General features: G+C 50.1%; 19 protein-coding genes. 18 read left to right on the plus strand and 1 reads right to left on the minus strand.

Features of this window, described 5'->3' with window-relative positions:
• Nucleotides 1–83 precede the first annotated feature (83 nt).
• From K0T92_RS07640 to K0T92_RS07665, 7 genes are all read left to right on the plus strand, one after another.
• On the plus strand, nucleotides 84–1,079 hold the full coding sequence (locus tag K0T92_RS07640; RefSeq protein ID WP_219871836.1) for a putative sporulation protein YtxC: 996 nt from the start codon (nucleotides 84–86) through the stop codon (nucleotides 1,077–1,079).
• A 409-nt stretch (nucleotides 1,080–1,488) separates the two neighbouring features.
• Complete coding sequence (gene thrS / locus K0T92_RS07645; RefSeq protein WP_219871837.1) at nucleotides 1,489–3,426, plus strand: threonine--tRNA ligase; 1,938 nt, start codon at nucleotides 1,489–1,491, stop codon at nucleotides 3,424–3,426.
• Between the two features lie 76 nt (nucleotides 3,427–3,502).
• Entirely contained in the window at nucleotides 3,503–4,024 is a 522-nt protein-coding gene (locus tag K0T92_RS07650; RefSeq protein WP_219871838.1) for a 3D domain-containing protein, read from the plus strand.
• A 212-nt stretch (nucleotides 4,025–4,236) separates the two neighbouring features.
• On the plus strand, nucleotides 4,237–4,689 hold the full coding sequence (locus tag K0T92_RS07655; RefSeq protein ID WP_246627952.1) for an RNA polymerase sigma factor: 453 nt from the start codon (nucleotides 4,237–4,239) through the stop codon (nucleotides 4,687–4,689).
• Between the two features lie 62 nt (nucleotides 4,690–4,751).
• Nucleotides 4,752–4,886, plus strand: a complete 135-nt coding sequence (locus tag K0T92_RS25280; RefSeq protein WP_281423120.1) for a hypothetical protein — start codon at nucleotides 4,752–4,754, stop codon at nucleotides 4,884–4,886.
• Nucleotides 4,887–5,026: 140 nt separating this feature from the next.
• Complete coding sequence (locus tag K0T92_RS07660; RefSeq protein ID WP_246627953.1) at nucleotides 5,027–6,427, plus strand: methyl-accepting chemotaxis protein; 1,401 nt, start codon at nucleotides 5,027–5,029, stop codon at nucleotides 6,425–6,427.
• Between the two features lie 72 nt (nucleotides 6,428–6,499).
• Nucleotides 6,500–6,904, plus strand: coding sequence for a hypothetical protein (locus K0T92_RS07665; RefSeq protein WP_246627954.1), 405 nt, complete (start codon nucleotides 6,500–6,502; stop codon nucleotides 6,902–6,904).
• Nucleotides 6,905–6,976: 72 nt separating this feature from the next.
• On the opposite strand, the gene K0T92_RS07670 is transcribed toward K0T92_RS07665, so the two are convergent.
• Nucleotides 6,977–8,275, minus strand: coding sequence for an ammonium transporter (locus tag K0T92_RS07670; protein WP_219871840.1), 1,299 nt, complete (start codon nucleotides 8,273–8,275; stop codon nucleotides 6,977–6,979).
• 256 nt (nucleotides 8,276–8,531) lie between these two features.
• On the opposite strand from K0T92_RS07670, the gene liaF reads away from it, so the two are divergent.
• The 11 genes from liaF to glnA all read left to right on the plus strand — a co-directional run bounded on the left by liaF (nucleotide 8,532) and on the right by glnA (nucleotide 20,328).
• Nucleotides 8,532–9,620, plus strand: coding sequence for a cell wall-active antibiotics response protein LiaF (liaF, locus tag K0T92_RS07675; RefSeq protein ID WP_246627955.1), 1,089 nt, complete (start codon nucleotides 8,532–8,534; stop codon nucleotides 9,618–9,620).
• 8 nt (nucleotides 9,621–9,628) lie between these two features.
• Nucleotides 9,629–10,681 (plus strand): sensor histidine kinase, encoded by a 1,053-nt coding sequence (locus K0T92_RS07680; protein ID WP_219871841.1) that lies wholly within the window; start codon nucleotides 9,629–9,631, stop codon nucleotides 10,679–10,681.
• Complete coding sequence (locus K0T92_RS07685) at nucleotides 10,665–11,330, plus strand: response regulator transcription factor (protein WP_219871842.1); 666 nt, start codon at nucleotides 10,665–10,667, stop codon at nucleotides 11,328–11,330. The genes K0T92_RS07680 and K0T92_RS07685 overlap by 17 nt, the downstream gene beginning before the upstream one ends.
• Nucleotides 11,331–11,394: 64 nt before the next feature.
• Complete coding sequence (locus K0T92_RS07690; protein WP_219871843.1) at nucleotides 11,395–11,814, plus strand: YugN family protein; 420 nt, start codon at nucleotides 11,395–11,397, stop codon at nucleotides 11,812–11,814.
• Nucleotides 11,815–11,965: 151 nt separating this feature from the next.
• The gene (locus K0T92_RS07695) at nucleotides 11,966–13,531 is read left to right on the plus strand and encodes a S1C family serine protease (protein WP_219871844.1); all 1,566 of its coding nucleotides are present in this window, start codon (nucleotides 11,966–11,968) and stop codon (nucleotides 13,529–13,531) included.
• Between the two features lie 132 nt (nucleotides 13,532–13,663).
• Complete coding sequence (locus K0T92_RS07700) at nucleotides 13,664–14,356, plus strand: response regulator transcription factor (protein WP_219871845.1); 693 nt, start codon at nucleotides 13,664–13,666, stop codon at nucleotides 14,354–14,356.
• 5 nt (nucleotides 14,357–14,361) lie between these two features.
• Nucleotides 14,362–15,873: a sensor histidine kinase gene (locus K0T92_RS07705; RefSeq protein ID WP_219871846.1), complete on the plus strand. Its 1,512-nt coding sequence runs from the start codon at nucleotides 14,362–14,364 to the stop codon at nucleotides 15,871–15,873.
• A 65-nt stretch (nucleotides 15,874–15,938) separates the two neighbouring features.
• Complete coding sequence (locus K0T92_RS07710) at nucleotides 15,939–16,889, plus strand: 4-hydroxy-3-methylbut-2-enyl diphosphate reductase (RefSeq protein WP_219871847.1); 951 nt, start codon at nucleotides 15,939–15,941, stop codon at nucleotides 16,887–16,889.
• Between the two features lie 15 nt (nucleotides 16,890–16,904).
• Entirely contained in the window at nucleotides 16,905–17,411 is a 507-nt protein-coding gene (locus K0T92_RS07715) for a DUF2062 domain-containing protein (RefSeq protein WP_246627956.1), read from the plus strand.
• Between the two features lie 160 nt (nucleotides 17,412–17,571).
• A complete protein-coding gene (aroF, locus tag K0T92_RS07720; protein WP_219871849.1) occupies nucleotides 17,572–18,633 on the plus strand; it encodes a 3-deoxy-7-phosphoheptulonate synthase in 1,062 nt (353 codons plus the stop codon).
• A gap of 270 nt (nucleotides 18,634–18,903) precedes the next feature.
• A complete protein-coding gene (gene glnA / locus K0T92_RS07725; RefSeq protein WP_219871850.1) occupies nucleotides 18,904–20,328 on the plus strand; it encodes a type I glutamate--ammonia ligase in 1,425 nt (474 codons plus the stop codon).
• The last annotated feature ends 101 nt before the right edge of the window (nucleotides 20,329–20,429 follow it).

Raw genomic sequence — 20,429 nt, forward strand, 5'->3', positions numbered from 1 at the left:
TATGTCGGGCCATATACTGATAAGGAAGTGCATATGCTTACGGAGTTCATTGCCGGTTAATAAAAACGCGTAGGAGTGAGCCCATGGAACTGTTTACCATATCAGTCGCATCGGATACGGCCGAAGCGATTACCCGTCTTCACGGATATTTATCAGAGGAATTTGCCGATTTACATAGCGTACTTGGAGATACTCCTAATGCCCCTGCCGCTGATATTGTCGCACTAGTCCCTGCTTTCCAGAGCAATGAAATCAGCTGCACGGCAGCACTGCCGGATTTCATGCTTGTGGAGCATGGCCCGCCCGTGTACGCCAAGGCTGCCAGTGCGATTGCGCAATATGTTATCATCGAGCTTGAGCCGCTGCTGCTGAAAGCGATCATCCGCAAGCAGTTTCATTACGACGAGCCAAACGAAGTGGAGACGGTGGAGCGATACTGTCAGCATGTCCTTCATGGTACTGCCTCGCCATCGGAGAAGGATATTGTGTATACGGATATTCATCATACGGATCGGGAACGGCGCAAGAGCAAAGTGGCAGAGGAGCTTGAATTGTACTTGAGCACCAGCACCCGCCTCCATCTGGACGGCTTCGTCACCTTCCGTCTGTCAGCTTATTGGGAGGAGCTTCGGGAGATTGTGGCGTATGCGGTTGACGAATATGTGATGGATCGGCAATACCAGGAATTTATCTCGCTGTTGAAATATTTCGTCCGCATTCAGGAGGTCAAGCTGCCTATTGTTCATGTTCTGCATAAAGGAGACAATGAATTTGCGCTATATGATGAGCGGTACCAACTGCTCGATGCAGCGCCGGTTGACGTCATCGTTGCCGAGATGATGGAGTCGGAGATGAATATGGAGGACATGATCGTCAGTACGCTCATCACGGTGTCCCCGGAGCAAATCGTCATCCATACCCGCTATCCTGATCAGCCGATTATGCGGACATTAGAGACGATATTCGAGCATCGCGTCAAGCTTTGCACGGATTGCGGGCATTTCGGCGCTTACTTTGAAGATGCGCAAGAGCCAGTGAAGCTGCTCTCATCGAAGACGACCATCATCAGGCGAATTTAATGGATGAAGAGAACAGGCATAGGTGAATATGGACTTGACCGCTTTGCGGCATCGGATTATAATTATGTACAGTAAAAAGCAATGACAAAGACATGTATCAGCCCTATACGCTCGTCCCAGAGAGAGGAAACTCAGGCTGCAATTTCCTTACGCAGGCGTTGGCCGATATACCCCTTTGTAGCTGCGCTGTTGAAGCCGGAATGCAGCATGCCGGTTGTAAGCTGCGCCGGGCTGTTCCCGTTACAGAATACCTAAGGATCGATCCCCTTTCATCAGTATGGTGGATATCGGTCGAATCAGGGTGGAACCACGGGTCATACAAGCACTCGTCCCTTCTAGGGATGTGTGCTTTTTTTGTTGTCTCGTATCCCTTATTCCTGAGGCAAATAACATTTTTGGAGGAAATGACATGGCAATTCAAGTTAAGCTGCCGGACGGCGCCGTTCGGGAATATGAGCAGGGAACGACGATCGAGGAAGTAGCCGGGTCGATTAGTCCGGGTCTGAGAAAGGTTGCTATCGCAGGTAAAGTGGATGGCAAAGTGGTCGATTTGTATACCCCGCTCGAGAGTGATGTCGCGCTCGAAATCGTTACTGTGGATACCGCTGATGGTCTTGAAGTATATCGTCACAGTACCGCGCACCTTATGGCCCAAGCTATTAAACGCTTGTATGGCAATACAGCGGTGAAGCTGGGTATCGGGCCGGTTATTGAGGATGGCTTCTATTACGATATTGATATGGAGCAATCGATTACCCCTGAAGACTTGTTGAAGATTGAGAAGGAAATGGAGCGAATCGTCAAGGAGGATATCGCTATTCGCCGTCGTGTTGTAAGCAGAGATGAAGCGATATCTACCTTCACTGAGCTTGGTGATCCGCTGAAGCTGGAGCTTATTCGCGATCTTCCGGTTGAAGCGGAGCTTACGATCTATGATCAAGGCGAATTTTTTGATCTGTGCCGCGGGCCGCATCTTCCATCCACTGGCCGGATCAAAGCCTTCAAGCTGCTGAGCGTGGCAGGCGCTTACTGGCGCGGAGATTCCAAGAACAAGATGCTTCAGCGGATTTATGGCACTGCTTTTCCCAAGAAGGCTCAACTGGACGAGCATCTGCATTTCCTGGAAGAAGCGAAGAAGCGTGACCACCGGAAGCTGGGCCGTGAACTGAAAATGTTTACTTTTTCCCGTGAAGTCGGCCAAGGCTTGCCGCTCTGGCTGCCGAACGGCTCCAAGGTGCGCCGGACAATGGAACGTTATATCGTTGATCTCGAAGAACGTCTCGGCTACCAGCATGTCTACACACCTGTGCTTGCGAATGTAGAACTATACAAGACAAGCGGACACTGGGAGCACTACAGTGAAGATATGTTCCCCAAGATGATCATGGATAACGAGGAGCTCGTGCTTCGCCCGATGAACTGTCCGCATCATATGATGGTGTTCAAGAGCGATATGCGCTCTTATCGCGATCTGCCGGTGCGTATTGCAGAGCTTGGAACGATGCACCGCTATGAGATGTCGGGCGCACTTACCGGCCTGCACCGTGTTCGGGCCATGACGCTTAACGATGCGCATATCTTCTGCCGTCCTGACCAGATCAAGGATGAGTTTGCCCGTGTTGTCAATTTGATTCGTCAAGTGTATGAGGATTTTGGCATCAAGGAATACCGCTTCCGCCTTTCTTATCGCGACCCTCAGGATACGGAGAAATATTTCCAGAACGATGAGATGTGGGAAATGTCGCAGCGGATGCTGCGCGAGGTTGTAGAGGAGCTGGATCTGCCATTCTTCGAGGCAGAGGGCGAGGCGGCCTTCTACGGTCCTAAGCTGGATGTCCAGATCAAGACTGCGCTTGGCAAAGAAGAGACGCTGTCCACCGCTCAGCTCGACTTCCTTCTTCCTGAGCGCTTCGAGCTGGAATATGTCGGGGATGATGGCAAGAAGCACCGTCCGGTCGTTATTCACCGGGGGATAATCAGCACGATGGAACGGATGACCGCATTCCTGCTGGAGAACTTTGCCGGTGCGCTGCCGCTCTGGCTGTCGCCTGTACAAGCGAAGATTATTCCGGTATCAACCGCTTACGAGGCTTATGCGCGTGAGGTGGAAGAACGGCTGCAGCTTGCAGGCCTTCGTGTCGAATCCGATCTTCGCAATGAAAAGCTGGGCTACAAAATTCGTGAAGCGCAGCTGGAAAAAGCTCCTTACATGCTTGTCGTCGGTGAGAATGAAGCGCAGTCCGGCACAGTATCTGTCCGCAAACGGGGCGAGGGCGATATTGGCGCGAAGTCCATTGCAGACCTGATTGCATTGCTGAATGAGGAAATCAGCTCGAAAAGCGTGTAATTGAACTTTTTTTCTAGATGCATACATAAAGCTTGTCGCATAGGGGCATCCTTCAAATGAGGAGGACAACAACCAAATGATGACAAGCTTTATGTCGTTTAATCGTGTCCTGATAATAATTGCAATCGCCGCAACTATGGTCTTCATAGAGGCTCCCGAGAATTGTGCTGGCCACGAAAAGAGACCGGAAACGAAGCATATGCAGGTTGTAGCCACAGGCTATACCGCAGGCATAGAATCAACCGGCAAGAAGCCGGGACATCCGCAGTATGGCATCACTTATTCGGGGGTAAAGGTGAGACGCGGCAGAGTGTCCACCATCGCAGCAGACCCGAAAGTATTTCCTATTGGAACGCTGCTCTATATTCCGGGTTACGGGTATGGGGTAGTGGCTGACACGGGCTCTGCAATCAAGGGAAAAAAGATTGATCTCTACTTTGAAACAAAGAAGCAGGTGTTCAAGCAATGGGGCAAGCGGACCGTTGAAGTGCAGGTTATAAGGCTGGGCGGCGGCAAGCTGACGGAGGCGTGGCTTAACACGTTGAATGATGCGATAATGGCGAACAGAACGATACCTGACGGGCTGTTCGAATCCTAATAAAAGACGTTTTAAGAATGTTCGACAGTTATAAATTTTACTGGACATTCTTCTTTTTTTGGGCGATTATATATAATAAGGCAGGGATGTGTTGTAAGCGCTATCATTTAATTGTGAGGCGAATTATAATGGTCGTGAAATATTCAATTTTTGACAACATAGATTCGACACCAGAGGCGTATGAGGCTAAGCTTAGGGAATTATATATGCAGATGATTCATGTAGCACACTCGAAAGTCATCAACAAATGGGATGCGCAGGATGCGGTGCAAGAGGCTTGGATACGGATACTGACGAAGTACGGCACGCTTCGTGAGCAGAGCAAGCTTCATTCCTGGGCCAAGACAATTACGGCCAATATTGCACTGAATTTGAACAAGCAGAGCAGGCGCGCACAATCACAGAGCTGGAACGAATCCGATGAGGACAAGTCGATGCATCAGCATGACGAAGAGCCGGAATTGATGATGGAAATTTCCGAGATGCTTGCGAAGCTTGACCCGAGATCACGGACAATGATGCTGTACAAGTTCTATTACGGATTCAAGGATCAAGAAATTGCCGATGCAATGCAGATGCCTGTGGGAACCGTCAAAGCCCGCATCCATCGGAGCAAGCTGCAGTTGAAGAGATGGATGGCTGGACCGCAGCCTGGAATGAATTGAATGACGGCTACATAAAGTCTGCTCGCCTTTGCCATACTATTGTTGTATGGGAGGTGAGCACAATGGCAAAAAACAAAAACAACAAATTGAATGCATCCCAAAATCAATACAATGCTGAATTTGCAGAAGAAGTGAATACAGCTAATGCTGCAAACAATGCAGCGAATAATGCCGCTTCTAACAAAGCAGAGAAGTAGTTCTCACGGCAGCAGCTGTGACAACTGAGGCATGTTTACGAACAAGAGGAACCCTGAGGTTCCTCTTTCTTTTTGTTTAATGCTGGATTATAATGTGGTTTATTCCGGCATGATGCCGACATAAAGGTGGTAAGATTCGGATGAATCCACTACAACGACTATTGGCTAGAGTCTCACCCGAGGGACGTTCCAACGATCTCAACGAGCCGGAAAATGATGATGTGCTGCGAATGCTGATCAATGAATCACTGGTTATATCTGACCAATTGACAGCAGCAGTTGAGGAAGTTAATCAATCGACAAGCCAGCTCACTGAAATTGCTGACCAATCGGCGATTACCGAAGGAGAGCTCCGCGTCAGCAGCAAGCGCGCGATGGAACGGATTGAGGAAGCGTTCTCGAATTTGCAGGAGGTCTCGGCTTCTGCGGAGCAAATAAGCGCCACGGCCGACCAGTTGGATGAAGAGAGCAAGAGCACGAAGGAAGTTGTTCTGGAAGTGTGTCGTTCCCTTACGAATACGGATCAAGTCATGAACGATCTTAACACCCATAATCGATCCATGGACAAGCATATTCGCGAGCTGATCCAGCAAACGTCGCGGATTAATGAAATCAATGATTTCATCCAGGAGATTGTCTCGCAGACATCGCTTCTTGCCCTGAATGCTTCGATTGAAGCAGCTCATGCAGGCGAGTATGGCCGCGGGTTTTCTGTCGTTGCGCAGCAGATCAAGAAGCTCGCAGAGCAGAGCTATGAAGCAGTCCAACGCTCCAGCGGGCTTGTGCAAGAGATTGAGAAAGGCGTTAGACAGGTCGTTGCCTCAGTCGATCTGGAGAAAGCTGCTGTAGATCGAGGCATTGCAGAGATGGGACAGACGAAGGAACGGATGGATTCGATTTTTACACGTATTCAGGAAGTAGATAAGCTGGTCGGCGAGAGCAGCTCGGCGAGCAAGAGACAGTCCCTGCACATGGCAGCTACTACTTCGATGCTGAAGGAAGTTGTCGATACGGTCAATGAAACGCTGGAGAGCGTTGATGAGACGTTAGAGTTAACGCATAAGCAGCGGCGTCAGATCGGCAAGCTGGATCGGATCAGTGCGAATCTGCACAAGTCTTCCAGCGAGCTGTCCCAAGCGATACAGAGAGTCGGCGTGAAGCATGAGGTTCAGGATATCGAGATCAATGCCGGCAGTACGATGGAGAGGCTGCTTGCAATCGCATCCGACGATATGATCATATCCTTATTGGAATCCGCCCACCAATCGAAGCTGTCCCGTTTGCTGGAGAGTGCGCCGGAGATTGAAGCGATCTGGTCCAATCGTGACGATGGATCCTTTATCTTCTCGCTTCCGGAAGCCGGTCTTCTGAATGCCAAGGGCCGCGAATGGTGGAAGCGGGCGATGGAAGGCCGTTCCTTCACATCCGAGGTATACATATCAGCAATAACGAAAAAACCTTGCTTAACCTTAGCTGTTCCGATCATTTCAGCAGGCGGAGAGCTCATTGGCGTTATCGGAGCTGACATAAGAGTCAAATAATACCGCGTTCGACTAGAAAAAAGATGTTTTCAAATGCTGCTGGTTCGTGTAATATAATTGGTGTAACAATTTATGACACGTAAGGATAGGTGGGTTGTCATGACAGATCCGATTGATTATGTCGCGCCATCACGTTTGAAGCATCGTAAGGCTGCAGAGGTTATCCCGTTTCTGAAAGCATATATCGCGAAGAAAGAGCAAGAGATTATTGAGATTGAAGCGATGGTGGAACGATATGAGAAGCGCCGGCTAATGGAAGAGAGGGCTTATCAATCGATGTCGACGCTCCGCCGTCTAATTTCCGGCAAGAAGCCAGATCATCATTTGGCCGTTGAATATATCCACTATGTGAAGAAGCCGATGGAGAAAGCGCGTATGCTGCGGCAGGAAGTAGAGCATGCAAGAAGCATCTTGAATGCCCCGACCTCATCGGACACCATTGCAGTTTCAAGCGATATCGCAGATGCAATGATCTAATTCAATCTTATATGCATAAATGAAAGAACCTTCAAAACCGCATTTATTGTGGTCTTGAAGGTTCTATTTGTGTTACTTCTGATTGATCTTCAGCTTCTCAAGATCGAGGAAGTCATGCTCCTGGTTATAAGCAGGCACGCCATGAATACCGACATCGAGTCCGACGAGCTCTTCATCCTTGGAGACGCGAACCGGCATAACCCGCTTGATGAGCCATAGTGCTCCCCAAGTTAAAGCGAATCCCCAAATGCTGATTACAACAAGTCCCAATACTTGAACGCCAAGCAGGTTCCAACCGCCGCCATAGAACAAGCCGTAATATCCTTGGCCGATTCCTTGGGTCAGCTGCGGCTCTGCGAACAAGCCAACCGCGATTGCCCCCAGGCTGCCGCTGACGCCGTGAACGGCGAAGGCGCCGACGGGGTCGTCGATTCGTTTGCTCTCGAGAAATTCTGTGGCCAGAACCATTGCGATGCCGCATACAGCGCCGATAATGATCGCTACACCATCGGAGACGAAGGAGCAGCCTGCTGTAATTCCGACCAATCCGGCGAGCGAGCCATTAATAACCATAGGAGGATCTGCTTTTTTGTAGCGGAACATCGTGAACAGAATGCAGGTCGCGCCGCCTGCCGAAGCAGCAAGCATTGTTGTTACGGCAATATGTCCGATGGATCCGTTCGTTGCGCTTAATGTGCTGCCGGAGTTGAAGCCGAACCAGCCGAACCACAGTATGAACGCTCCTACAGATGCGAGAGGCAGGTTGGAAGGAGGTACGATATTGCTTTTGCCGTCCGCTGAGAACTTGCCGATGCGGGGCCCGATGAAGATAGCGGCCGCCAATGCGGAGAAACCGCCAAGTGCATGGATAACCGCCGAACCGGCAAAATCAATCATGCCAAGCTTGCCGAGCCAGCCGCCGACAGCCCATACCCAATGCCCGGCCATCGGATAGATCAATGCAGTCATCGCTATCGCATATAGAATATAAGCGCGGAAATGAATACGCTCGGCTACTGCTCCCGAGACAATAGAGATTACTGCGATAACAAATGCGCATTGGAACAGCCAATAGGTGTCATGCGAGATATTGAGGCTAATGTGTGAAAGATCGCCAGTCATCAAAAATCCATTGGTGCCAATAATTCCGAAGGCATCCTTGCCGTACATGAGTCCAAAACCGATGAAGTAGAATACTAAAGCGCCGAATGCGATATCAACGAATACTTTCATGATGATGCTGACCGCATTTTTTTGTCTGACAAAACCTGCTTCCAATAAGGCAAATCCGCCTTCCATGAGCAGAATCATGGCCGCTGTAAGAACGACCCAGATTGTGTCAAGGCCCTGGGAAAGTGTGGCCAAATCCATCTTTTCATCCCCTATCTTAATCGTTCATGTAAGGTTTCTTCTATATTCCTAGTCCGTCCATCATTATATAAGCGGGATGTTAAATATGTCAACGAGTGAAGTCAACTCCTATAACATACTAATTGTGCAATCCAGAATGGGCCTCGGTCTCTAGACGTAGAGCCGTTTCAATCGTCAGACCCTTTATGCTGGGCAAGCCTTCAGTTATACTGTGGATACAAACGTTGCAAGACTGATTGGGAGTTGGTGAGAGCGTATGAATGGACATTTTGTGAGCCGGTTAATGTGGGGACTATTCATAATCGTAATCGGCGTTGGGTTGATGCTTCGGCAAGGCGGCGTATTCGATTTTGATCTTGGCTCTGTCATTTCGTTATTTTGGCCAGTGCTGCTTCTGTTTCTCGGATTTCAGGAATTATTGAAGGAGATTGTGAGCGGCAAAGGCTCCTTCTGGGGAGCAGGCATTTTATTGCTTGTCGGATTTGTATTCCTTGGCCGGAATTTGGGTTGGTTCGACTGGTCGATCGGCGATTTGATGCAATTCATATGGCCGGTTATCATCATATTCTTCGGATTGAAGATGATTATGAAGCCCAAGAAGAAGGAGCAATCTTCGCCGGCTGATGAATGGAAGGAATACAATTATTCGGATCCTCGGTCGGATGAATATGTACCGCCAGCTCCACCGCTTCACCCGGATCCGACCAAGCCTCAGGAGGCAGAATCGGCTGATCAACCGCAGAATCCTGATCCTCAGCGTGATGATCGTTCCGCCCAGTCCAATTCCCGTTCGGCGGGCATTAATCTGGGCAAGAGCGGGCAATCTTACGGCTCCTATGATTATAAGGAGTACTCCAAAGCGGAGCGTCTTGCGCAGCGGGCAGAGAAGATTCGGGCACGCATAGAGCATAAGGCGCATCGCTGCGGCCATAAGAGCCGCGAGGAATGGTGGAACTATAATCCCAACGCTCAGACGCGCTCCGGTTTTATCGGCGATATCTATATGGGCAGTGATTATTGGGAGCTTAAACCGCTGAATATCTCGCACTTTATTGGAGATACGGTGCTTGATTTGACCAAGGCTCAAATTCCGCCGGGTGAGACGACGATTAATATCTCCTCCTTTATCGGAGATGTGAAGGTGTTTCTTCCTAATGATATGGAAACGGGTGTACGGGTAGTATCCAGTGCATTCATCGGGGATGTCTCCGTGCTGGAACAGAAGGAAGGCGGCATCTTCAAGCATATGAATATCGAAACGCCTTACTTCCCGGAGACGGAAAAAAGAATCAAGCTGCATGTCAGTACATTTATCGGCGACGTGCGCGTTACGAAGGTAGGGTGATCCGGCAAATGATGGTCAGATTGCTTCGTAACAGCAAGTGGGACATGATTCTGATGGTTGTCGCATCCTCGCTCCTATCCGTTGTTATCTGGCATGTAGGCAGCATATACGTTGATCCGCAGATCTGGGAAACCGATCTGTGGATCGGCGTTGCTGCCGTTATTGTGCTTGTAAGCGGCGGCTTCGGATATTGGAGCGCACAGCGGATTCAACGGCGTATCGATATGCTGTATCTGGGGATCAAGCAAGCGGCGCATGGCAACTACGAGGTAAGACTGCCGCAGAATGGCGCGCGTTCATTCACAGCGGTCTTTCTTGAATTCAATGAAATGGTGCAATCGCTGGATCAGCGGATGCAGTGGATTCAGCGGACAGGCGAAGAGCAGGTCATGCGCGAAGCGGCATCCAACGAAGCGGCGGTATTGGAGGAACGGAAGCGGCTCGCACGCGATCTGCATGATACGGTAAGCCAGCAGCTGTTCGCCATCCATATGTCGGCCTCTTCGCTGCCCAAGCTGCTGGAAATGGATCAGGAGCGTTCAACGGCTGTCATGAATCAGCTTATATCGATGTCTTCGCTCGCTCAGAAGCAGATGCGCGGATTTATCGCCCAACTGCGGCCGCTTGAGCTTGAAGGAAGGTCTCTGCAGGAAGCGCTGGACAAGTGGTTTCCGGACTATTGCAGGCAGAACGGCTTGCAGGGCGTGCTTGAATGGCGTATTAAGGAGAAGCTGTCGGAGGCGAAGGAGCATCAGCTTTTCCTCATTATACAAGAGGCGATGGCGAACGTGGTCAAGCATGCAGGAGCAGAGACCGCATTGCTTACCGTCGCGGAGACAGAGCGGCAAATTGTAATGACATTGCAGGATGATGGAGCCGGATTCAGGGCTGATCAAGTAAAACGTGGTTCATACGGCCTGTCCACGATGCGGGAGAGGGCCAACAAGCTTGGCGGGGATGCTTCTATTATTAGCAAGCCTGGAAGTGGCACGCGGGTGCGGGTGACGCTGCCGAATTATATCAATAAAGGAGCCGAAGCTGACGATGAGCGGAATGGATAAATATAAAATTATGATTGTTGATGATCATGATATGGTGCGTGCGGGACTACGAACTTATTTAATGCTGGAGCCTAAATTCGATGTTATAGCAGAAGCAAGCAACGGGCGTGAAGCTGTCGCCTTGCTGCAAGAGGGGCTGCCGGCGGGACAGCCGGATGTCATACTGATGGATTTGATGATGCCCGAGATGGATGGCGTAGAAGCGACAAGTGCGATTATGAAGCTGTTTCCCGAGCTTAAGATCGTCATGCTGACCAGCTTTCTGGAGGATGAGAAGGTTGTAGCTGCTGTGGAAGCGGGAGCGGTCAGCTATGTATTGAAGACCGTATCCGCTGAAGAGCTTATCTATGCGCTGAACGGTGCGGTCAAAGGCATGCCGGTTATGACGGCAGATGTGTCGCAGGCGTTGACACGGGGGCTGCGTCAACGAACGGCTCAAGGAGCTGATGAAGGCTTGACGGAACGGGAGCGGGAAGTGCTGCTTCTGATTGCGGAAGGCCAATCCAACAAGGAAATTGCCGAAGAGCTTCATATAAGCATTAAGACGGTGAAAACCCATGTCAGTAATCTGCTTATGAAGTGCGAGCTTGAGGATCGCACACAGCTTGCTGTATTCGCTCATCGCAAGGGCTGGGTGAAGACGGGATAATTGGGACGTTATTGGCGCATTCTAAAGGCATAATCTAATCCGCGAACAAGGAGAATGCGAAGTTATGATCCCACTGTCATCCAATCTGGAGTCACGAGAGCAAGAGTATGTCGAGGTCAAAAATATGCTGGAAGAGCATCAGTTTGCGCTGGGCGGAAGCTGGGATTATGATCATGGCTCCTTCGACCGGAGCCTGGATGAAGCACATAAGGTATGGCTGCGACTGCCGTTTGATGTCATTAACGGCAATGTGGACAGTGAGACGACGGACAACGATGCCAAGATCCGGTTCGGGCAGCCGTTCGTGCTCAAGCATGTCTACAATGATGGGTTAGATCCGACAGCTGATCCAAGCACAGTAGGCGGTCTAATGAATCAGTTCCAGCCTCCGCTTGACCCGGATGGGGAGGTTGAGCCCAGGTGGGTCAACAAAGCGAAGGAAGTGCTTCACCAGGTCGAATCATTATTCCCGCAGCATGGATGAATCATGCTGATCTCTCCGGAGCGTCTATGAGCATCAAATAGATGTCCGGTTTTTTTATTTCTGTTTAAAGAGAATTTAAGTTTGTTTTAATGTAGATTGTGCAAGATAGAACTATAAATAATAATGAAATGTGGATGAGGGAGGAAGCAGCATGGATGACCGGAACAATAATAATCCTTATGACGATTTCTTTCACAATAACAAGAATGGGCAAGAGAATGAAGACGGTGCAGAGAAACGGGATGCTCAGAACGGGCACAAGATGGAGGAGGATCAGGAAGGGGAAGGGTCGAAGACATCATACTATTATTCCTATGGTCCGTTTAAGCCGACGCAACAACAGGGGGAATCGAGCAGGGTAATTGATGGAGCTTCAGGAGCTCCGGCCAATGAATCTGTTGTGGTGACGCCGCCAGCGCAGATTCGTCCTTTCGCGCCGACACAATCAGCGAAGGGCGGATGGCAGGTGAAGGAGCCGCGGCGGAGAACCTCCTTCAAGACAGTCTTTGCCTCGTTTCTGGTTGGTGTGCTGACGGTCGGATCGCTCATGTTCGCTGCCGATTATCAGAATTGGTTCACGGGTGAGCAGTCGCTCGTTCAATCAGTCATGAATCAGGGAACCAACACGGGAGCCAAGGTTGGCGACGATGGTAAAGTCTCGACTGCGGCAGATGTCGTGCGTCCTAACAATATTGCTCAAATATTCGAGCAAGCTAGCCCGGCAGTAGTCAAAATCGAGACGTTGGTGCAGCAGCGAAGCGTTAACAATAACAGAGGCTTGCTGGATGATCCTTTCTTCCGCCAGTTCTTCGGCGATGATCTTCCAGATGATCGGAGCAGCGGCAGCTCTGGAAGCAACGAGCTCGTGCCGAGCGGCATGGGAACCGGCTTCTTCTTCGACTCAAGCGGTTATATCTTGACGAATCAGCACGTGCTTGGCGATGCGACGGACATTCAAGTAACGGTGCAAGGCTATGACAAGCCGCTGAAGGCGAAGAAGCTTGGTGCGAATTATAATCTCGATCTTGCAGTCCTGAAGGTGGAAGGAGATAATTTCCCTACCTTGTCACTTGGAAGCTCCGACCAGATTGATATCGGCGACTGGGTTGTAGCGATTGGCAATCCATATGGGTTTGATCATACGGTAACTGTCGGAGTACTCAGTTCCAAGGAGCGTCCAATCAGCATTCCGGATGAGCAGGGCGAGCGCAAGTACGAGCATTTGCTGCAGACCGATGCATCCATCAATCCCGGCAATTCCGGCGGTCCGCTGCTTAACTTGAAAGGCGAAGTCATTGGAATAAACACGGCTGTAAGCTCCCAGGCACAGGGCATCGGCTTTGCTATTCCAACAAGTACGATTCTGAAAAACCTCGACAACCTGAAAGCGAACAAAGAAATTCCGAAAGAGCCGGCTCCATTCATCGGGGCGCAGCTGCAGGACGTAACGGACGAGATGGTGAAGCAGCTCGGATTGCCAGCCAAGGGCGGAGCAATTGTGCAAGGGGTTGTTCTCAAATCGCCGGCGTATCTGGCTGATCTCCGTCAATTCGATGTCATTGTCGGCATAGACGGCACCAAGTATGCCGATAGCGCGAAGCTGACGGCACAGATTCAGACGAAGAAGGTCGGCGACAAGGTCGTATTGAACATCTATCGCAATGGAAAGGCGATGGATCTGCCCGTCGAAATCGGCAACCGGAACGATTTTGAGTAATGCAGGAGTAGTAACAGGCGCAGGCAGTTGTTGAACTGCATTGCGCCTGTTTTATCTATTTTGAGCTATAATAAAAACATCTCTATATGATGATTTCATATTTTATAGAATAGACGGGGGAAGCCGGGGACGATGAGACAACATATTATAGTCGTAGACGACGATGAGAAAATTACTTCGCTGCTTAGGCGCAGCTTGGCATTTGAAGGCTATGAAGTAGCCATTGCGAACAACGGCCTGGAAGGGCTTAAGCTGATGCTGATGAGCGATCCTGACCTGCTAATATTGGATGTGATGATGCCGCAGGTTGACGGCTGGGAAGTATGCAGGCGGGTGCGTGAGGGAGGAAGCGTGGTTCCGATTCTGATGCTGACGGCCAAGGATGATATCCAGGATCGGGTCAAGGGTCTTGATCTGGGTGCTGACGATTATTTGGTCAAGCCCTTCGCGCTTGAAGAGCTGCTGGCCCGCGTCCGCGCCCTGCTTAGGCGCAAGTCAGACAAGCTGGAGGAGACGAGCAGCAGGCTGCAGTTCGAGGATTTGACGCTGGATCTGGATTCGCGGGAAGCGATCCGTGCAGGACGGAGGGTCGATTTGACCGCCAAGGAATTTGATCTGCTGCTCCTGTTCATGCAGAATCCCCGGAGAGTGCTGACCAGAGATGCTATTATGGACAAAATATGGGGCTATGATTATAGCGGTGAATCCAATGTGCTGGAAGTTTATATTGCTATGCTGAGACAGAAGACGGAGGATGGCGCAGGGAAAAGGCTGATTCAGACCGTTCGGGGAACAGGATACGTCCTGAGATCGGAAGGGAGCTGATTGCTATGTCGATTCGGCTTAGGCTGACTTTGTGGTACTCGGCTGTTCTTGCTGTTACGCTGGTCGCATTCGGTGTGGCTATCTATTTGTTCGTCAATTACAACACGTTCAGCGAGATCAAGGCGCGTGTCAAAGAACAGGCGATGCAAATTCAAATTACGCCAACGCTTGATTTCTGGGATCGCCTTGATCTGAAGATCAATCCGTATTCGATCCAGGATCAGGAGATGTTTATCCAACTGGTCAATTACAAGGAGGGTGTCATCAGACGAACGGACAATCTGCTTGCTCTGAAGCTGGTGCTGCCTTATCCGCAGCTTAAAGAACGGGCAAGCAGAGAGGCGGGTTACGAGCATATTACCGTCAGCAAATATCCTTTTGTCGTCTACATGATCCCAATAGCGAATCCGAATACGCATGAAACAGTAGGTATGCTGCAGGTTGCTGCTTATGCCGGAAGTCAGGTCAAGTTTCTGGATGAGCTGCGAACGACATTGATTTTTGCATCGATTGCTGTTGTTCTCATTGCCTTCACGATCGGGCTGTTCCTTGCTCGGCAGGCGCTTCGCCCAATCGAGGGGGTCATCCGGGCGACGAACCAGATTCAGAACGGCTCGGATCTCAGCGTCCGCATTCCCCGGATCGGGCCTAATGACGAGATGGGCCGGCTTACGGATACGCTCAACGGGATGCTGGGGCGTCTTGAGCTTACGTATAATGGATTGGACGAGTTATACAAGGCGCAGCGAAGATTCGTATCGGATGCCTCCCACGAGCTCCGCACACCGCTCACTACGATTCGGGGCAATATTGAGCTGCTGGAGAGAATGTGGCTGCCGTCATTGGAGATAGCCGAAGAGAATGAGCAGAACCGGCTGGGAAGCGGCGGCCAGATCACGGAGCAATCGCAAGAGGCGGCTCAGCGGACACTGCTGACGAAGGAAGCGATGCAGGATATTGCTGATGAAGCGAAGCGGATGAGCGGTCTCGTTAATGACCTGCTTGCGCTTGCCCGTGCAGACGCCGGTTATGAGATGGAGAAGACGCAGCAGCCGCTGCTGCCGCTAGTCGAGGATGTTGCCCGCAGGGCGCAATTGCTCCCGCGCAAAGCAGAGTGGCGGATCGGCAACCTGGAGCCGCTCGAAGGCGTGGAGGTTCATGCGCATGGCGATTATCTCAGGCAATTATTCTTTATCTTTGTGGAGAATGCGTTCAAATATACGGAGAGCGGCTATGTGGAGATTAGTGCGCTCCGTACCTCCGATGGCGCGGGTGTCGTGATCAAGGATACCGGAATCGGAATGAATAGCGACGAGATTCCGCATATATTCGAGAGATTCTACAGAGCGGATCTGTCTCGCGGGCAGACGAGCGGCACAGGGCTTGGGTTATCGATTGCAAAGTGGATTATTGACGAGCATGATGGTTCTGTAGAGGTGACGACGAAGGAGGGGAACGGAACAACCTTCATCGTGTGGCTGCCCGTTGCTTTCCAGCACAAGTCGAATGGAGTATAATAGATTCAACCGGGAGGCAAGACGCTTCTGCGAATATGTCAGGCTTGAGAAAGCAGGTGCTCGATTTGGAAATAGTAAAGATTTCTCCGCGAGGCTATTGTTACGGCGTTGTAGATGCGATGGTGCTCGCTTTGCAAACGGCGAAAAATCTTGATTTGCCGCGTCCTATATATATATTGGGCATGATTGTCCATAACAGTCATGTGACGGAGGCCTTCAAGGAAGAAGGCGTTATTACGCTTGACGGCGAGAATCGTCTGGAGATTCTTGAGCAGATACAGACCGGTACGGTCATATTCACAGCTCATGGCGTATCGCCTGAGGTTCGCCGCCGCGCCCGCGACAGAGGCCTTACAGTAGTTGATGCAACCTGTCCGGATGTGACGAAGACGCATGATCTGATACGGGAGAAGGTAGCAGAGGGGTACGAAATTCTGTACATCGGCAAGAAGGGCCATCCTGAGCCGGAGGGTGCTATCGGAATTGCCCCGGATCATGTTCATATGATCGAGAAAGAGGAAGAGATTGATCTGCTGCAGCTGCAAACGGATCGCATTATTATTACGAATCAAACGACAATGTCCCAGTGGGACATTAAGCATTTGATCAGTCGGCTGTTAAGTAAATTCCCGACCGCCGAGATTCATAACGAGATCTGTCTGGCGACACAGGTTCGGCAAGAAGCTGTGGCGGAGCAAGCCGGAGCAGCTGAGCTTTGTATCGTTGTTGGCGATCCTAGAAGCAATAATTCCAACAGGCTAGCCCAGGTGTCGGAGGAAATTGCCGGAGTCAAGGCGTATCGTGTCGCTGATGTTTCCGAGATTCAGCAGGAATGGCTGAGGGGCAAGCAGCGCGTAGCTGTTACCTCCGGCGCCTCGACCCCTACACCGCTTACGAAAGAAGTCATTGCCTATCTGGAGCAATATGATGATGCGAAGCCAGAAACGTGGGAAGCGCGTCGAACAGTCAACATGAGCAAGCTGCTCCCGACACTTCGCACCAAATCAACTGTGTGAATGAGGAGATCTCTTATGAACAGCAAGAGGAAGCCGCGCTCAATGAAGCGCTGGCTGAAGCTTAAATATACGGAATTAATGAGAGCGCCCGGAGGCCCATCCTTTGTTGCACTAGGATTCGCGATTGGCATCGCCATTGAGATGTTCACCCTGCCGACTTATGGACTTGCGTTCTTCCTTATATTCCCGCTCGTCTATTGGCTCCGCGCCAGCTTGGCAGGGGCGTTGATTGGATTTGTTGTCGGCAAGCTTATTTATATTCCTGTGGCTTTCATCAACACGATGGTCGGAGGCTGGGTGCTGTCTGATAAGCTGGAGCCCCATATCCCGTTCGCTCCGAATTGGCTGGATCATATGCTGCTTGTTAATTTGAAGCTCATCGTCGGCGGCATGATCGATGGGGTGCTGCTTGGCTTTCTGTTCTATTTTCCCGTTAGATACGGCATTCATTATATGGCTGAGAAAAGAAGAGAGAAGCGCAGGCGGCGAGTGCATGTTGAAGCAAGGTCAATTGTGGAATAATTTTCTTAGATCCGCTCTCTTGACGAGGGCGGATTTTTTATGTATATTTACTTTAGTGATTAAAAGCATAAAAGCCACAAAGCATAAAAGCAAAGCAGCACAAAAGCATGAAAGCGTAGAAGTGCGAAAGAAAAACGGATAAGGAAGAGGAGTGCTGACCATGATTGTCATTACAAACAGCAACATTACGGATGAAAGAATTGATGAAATCGTTGAACAGATCGAGAGAACAGGTGTACAGGCCCATGTATCAAGGGGAACGGATCGGACCGTTATCGGCATCATCGGCAAGGCTGAGCCAACGCTGGCTGAGCATCTGCGCCAATTGAAGGGCGTGGAGAATGTAATCAAAATATCGAAGTCCTACAAATTGGCCAGCCGTGATTTCCATCCTGATGATACGGTTATCGAAGTCAAAGGTGTGAAGATGGGCGGAGAGCATCTTGTTATTATGGGTGGGCCATGTGCAGTGGAGTCGCCAGAGCAAATCGATGAGATCGCTCGTCTGGTGAAAGCTGCCGGCGGTCAAGTACTGCGCGGTGGAGCATTCAAGCCGCGGACGGGACCTTACAGCTTCCAAGGTATTGGTGTAGAAGGTCTGGTTATGATGGCGGAAGCGGGCAAGAAGCACGGACTGCTGACGATTACAGAAGTCATGACACCGGAATACGTTGATGTGTGTGCAGAGTACGCCGACATCTTGCAGGTGGGCACGCGCAATATGCAGAACTTCGACTTGCTTCGCAAGCTCGGAACGATTAAGACGCCCGTACTGCTCAAGCGTGGATTCAGCGCTACGTATGATGAATTCCTTAATGCGGCGGAATATATTCTCGCAGGCGGAAATCCGAACGTTATGTTGTGCGAGCGCGGCATTCGTACCTTCGAGACTTACACGCGCAACACGCTGGACTTGGCGGCAATTCCGGTTCTCCAGCAATTGAGCCATCTTCCGGTTATATCCGACCCTAGCCATGGAACGGGACGGCGCGAGCTTGTTGAGCCGATGGCCAAGGCATCGGTGGCAGCAGGAGCGAACGGACTTATCATCGAAATGCATACAGATCCTGATAACTCCATGACTGGAGATGGCGTACAATCCCTATTCCCTGATCAATTCGCCAATTTGCTGAAGGAGCTTGAACAGCTTGGAGCATTGGTGGGCAAACGTTTTGATACACCTAAGGAGCATGCCGAGCAGTTTGCCACATGGGTCAAATAAGCAGAATTTCTATAATTTTAAACCTGACATGAATGGAGCCGCAGTCCCTTGCAAGCAAGGGCTGTGGCTCTTTTTGGCATTCAGAATGGAGCAATGTTCATGATTTCTTCAAATATGTAAAGATACCTAACAACTCTCTTAAAAAATACCTGACATAACTATTGACGATTTATGAGCCGGAATTTTATAATAACGACATAGTTTAGTGCAAAACTTGAACAATAACTGTTCAATACTTCGCAAACGTTCGGAAATGGAGGAAATAAATCAATGTCAGTTAGTAACGTTTTAAACACAATCCAAGAAAACAACATCCAGTTCGTAGATTTTCGCTTTGTAGACCTCGCGGGTCGCGCGCACCACATTACTCTTCCTTCGACAGAAGTCGACGCAGACACTTTCGTTAACGGTGTAGCATTCGACGGTTCCTCGATCGTAGGTTTCCGCGGAATTGAAGAGTCCGACATGGTTATGATGCCGGATACTGAATCGGTGTTCATCGATCCTTTCACGGATCACCCGACTCTCAACATAATGTGCAACATTCACACGCCAGATGGCGAGCGTTATGGACGCGACCCACGCAGCATCGCTCAAAAAGCTGAAGAATACCTGCAAAAGTCCGGTATCGGTACGGCAGCATTCTTCGCTCCTGAGTCCGAATTCTTCATTTTCGACGATGTTCGTTATGATAGCACGATGAATTCTTCTTTCTTCTCGGTTGATTCCGAAGAAGCGGCTTGGAATACAGGACGCAAGGAAGAAGGCGGCAACCTTGGTTTCAAAGTTGGCGTTAAAGGCGGTTACGTTCCAGTAGCTCCAATCGACTCCCAACAAGATATCCGCAGTGAAATGGTTCGCCTGATGCAAGAAACTGGCCTTCGCGTAGAGCGTCATCACCATGAGGTTGCTACAGCTGGTCAAGCAGAAATCAACTTCCGTTTCGACACGTTGACTAAAACAGCTGACAACCTGTTGAAATACAAATACATCATCCACAATGTTGCCCGTCAATACGGCAAAGTTGCAACATTCATGCCTAAGCCGCTTTTCGGCGACAATGGTAGCGGTATGCACGTTCACTCGTCGATCTTCAATGGCGACACTCCATTGTTCTACGACAAAGGCGCTTACGCTAACCTGAGTGAGCTTGCAATGCACTATATCGGTGGTATTTTGCACCATGCTCCAGCTTTGATCGCTTTGACGAACCCGTCCACGAACTCGTTCAAACGTCTCGTGCCTGGTTACGAAGCACCGGTTAACCTCGTATTCTCCAAAGGTAACCGTTCCGCTGCTGTTCGTATTCCAGTAGCTGCTGTTACGCCTAAGGGCTGCCGCATTGAGTTCCGTACGCCGGACTCCACAGCTAACCCTTACCTCTGCTTCGCAGCAATGCTGCTTGCAGGCCTTGATGGTATCAAGAAAAAATTGGATCCAACGGCTCTTGGCTACGGTCCATTCGACAAAAATATCTATGAATTGTCCGACGAAGAGAAGAAAGAAATTCGTTCGGTACCAGGTACGCTTGACGAAGCGCTTGACGCTTTGGAAGCTGACTTCGAATTCTTGACTGAAGGCGATGTATTCTCCGAAGAGTTCATTCAGAACTATGTTGCTGTTAAACGTCAAGAAGCAAAAGCTGTTTCAATCCGTGTTCATCCTTACGAGTACGGCCTGTACTTCGACTGCTAATCATTTCTTCATTCATACAACAACCAAGCGAGTTCCCTTCTCGGGAGCTCGCTTTTCATTTGCTGAGATTACTTCTTCACCGTGCGCAGTGCTCGGCGCGT

The organism is Paenibacillus oenotherae, from assembly GCF_019443105.1.
Lineage (GTDB): Bacteria > Bacillota > Bacilli > Paenibacillales > Paenibacillaceae > Paenibacillus_Z > Paenibacillus_Z oenotherae.

What these genes read in the sequence shown, in the direction of transcription:
- aroF (WP_219871849.1), top strand. Translation starts at nt 17,572, where the DNA reads ATGATTGTCATTACAAACAGCAACATTACGGATGAAAGAATTGATGAA.
- liaF (WP_246627955.1), top strand. Translation starts at nt 8,532, where the DNA reads ATGAATGGACATTTTGTGAGCCGGTTAATGTGGGGACTATTCATAATC.
- K0T92_RS07640 (WP_219871836.1), top strand. Translation starts at nt 84, where the DNA reads ATGGAACTGTTTACCATATCAGTCGCATCGGATACGGCCGAAGCGATT.
- K0T92_RS07650 (WP_219871838.1), top strand. Translation starts at nt 3,503, where the DNA reads ATGATGACAAGCTTTATGTCGTTTAATCGTGTCCTGATAATAATTGCA.
- K0T92_RS07690 (WP_219871843.1), top strand. Translation starts at nt 11,395, where the DNA reads ATGATCCCACTGTCATCCAATCTGGAGTCACGAGAGCAAGAGTATGTC.
- K0T92_RS07715 (WP_246627956.1), top strand. Translation starts at nt 16,905, where the DNA reads ATGAACAGCAAGAGGAAGCCGCGCTCAATGAAGCGCTGGCTGAAGCTT.
- K0T92_RS07680 (WP_219871841.1), top strand. Translation starts at nt 9,629, where the DNA reads ATGATGGTCAGATTGCTTCGTAACAGCAAGTGGGACATGATTCTGATG.
- K0T92_RS07705 (WP_219871846.1), top strand. Translation starts at nt 14,362, where the DNA reads ATGTCGATTCGGCTTAGGCTGACTTTGTGGTACTCGGCTGTTCTTGCT.
- K0T92_RS07660 (WP_246627953.1), top strand. Translation starts at nt 5,027, where the DNA reads ATGAATCCACTACAACGACTATTGGCTAGAGTCTCACCCGAGGGACGT.
- thrS (WP_219871837.1), top strand. Translation starts at nt 1,489, where the DNA reads ATGGCAATTCAAGTTAAGCTGCCGGACGGCGCCGTTCGGGAATATGAG.
- K0T92_RS07685 (WP_219871842.1), top strand. Translation starts at nt 10,665, where the DNA reads ATGAGCGGAATGGATAAATATAAAATTATGATTGTTGATGATCATGAT.
- K0T92_RS07665 (WP_246627954.1), top strand. Translation starts at nt 6,500, where the DNA reads ATGACACGTAAGGATAGGTGGGTTGTCATGACAGATCCGATTGATTAT.
- K0T92_RS07700 (WP_219871845.1), top strand. Translation starts at nt 13,664, where the DNA reads ATGAGACAACATATTATAGTCGTAGACGACGATGAGAAAATTACTTCG.
- K0T92_RS07670 (WP_219871840.1), bottom strand. Translation starts at nt 8,275, where the DNA reads ATGGATTTGGCCACACTTTCCCAGGGCCTTGACACAATCTGGGTCGTT.
- K0T92_RS07655 (WP_246627952.1), top strand. Translation starts at nt 4,237, where the DNA reads ATGATTCATGTAGCACACTCGAAAGTCATCAACAAATGGGATGCGCAG.
- glnA (WP_219871850.1), top strand. Translation starts at nt 18,904, where the DNA reads ATGTCAGTTAGTAACGTTTTAAACACAATCCAAGAAAACAACATCCAG.
- K0T92_RS07695 (WP_219871844.1), top strand. Translation starts at nt 11,966, where the DNA reads ATGGATGACCGGAACAATAATAATCCTTATGACGATTTCTTTCACAAT.
- K0T92_RS25280 (WP_281423120.1), top strand. Translation starts at nt 4,752, where the DNA reads ATGGCAAAAAACAAAAACAACAAATTGAATGCATCCCAAAATCAATAC.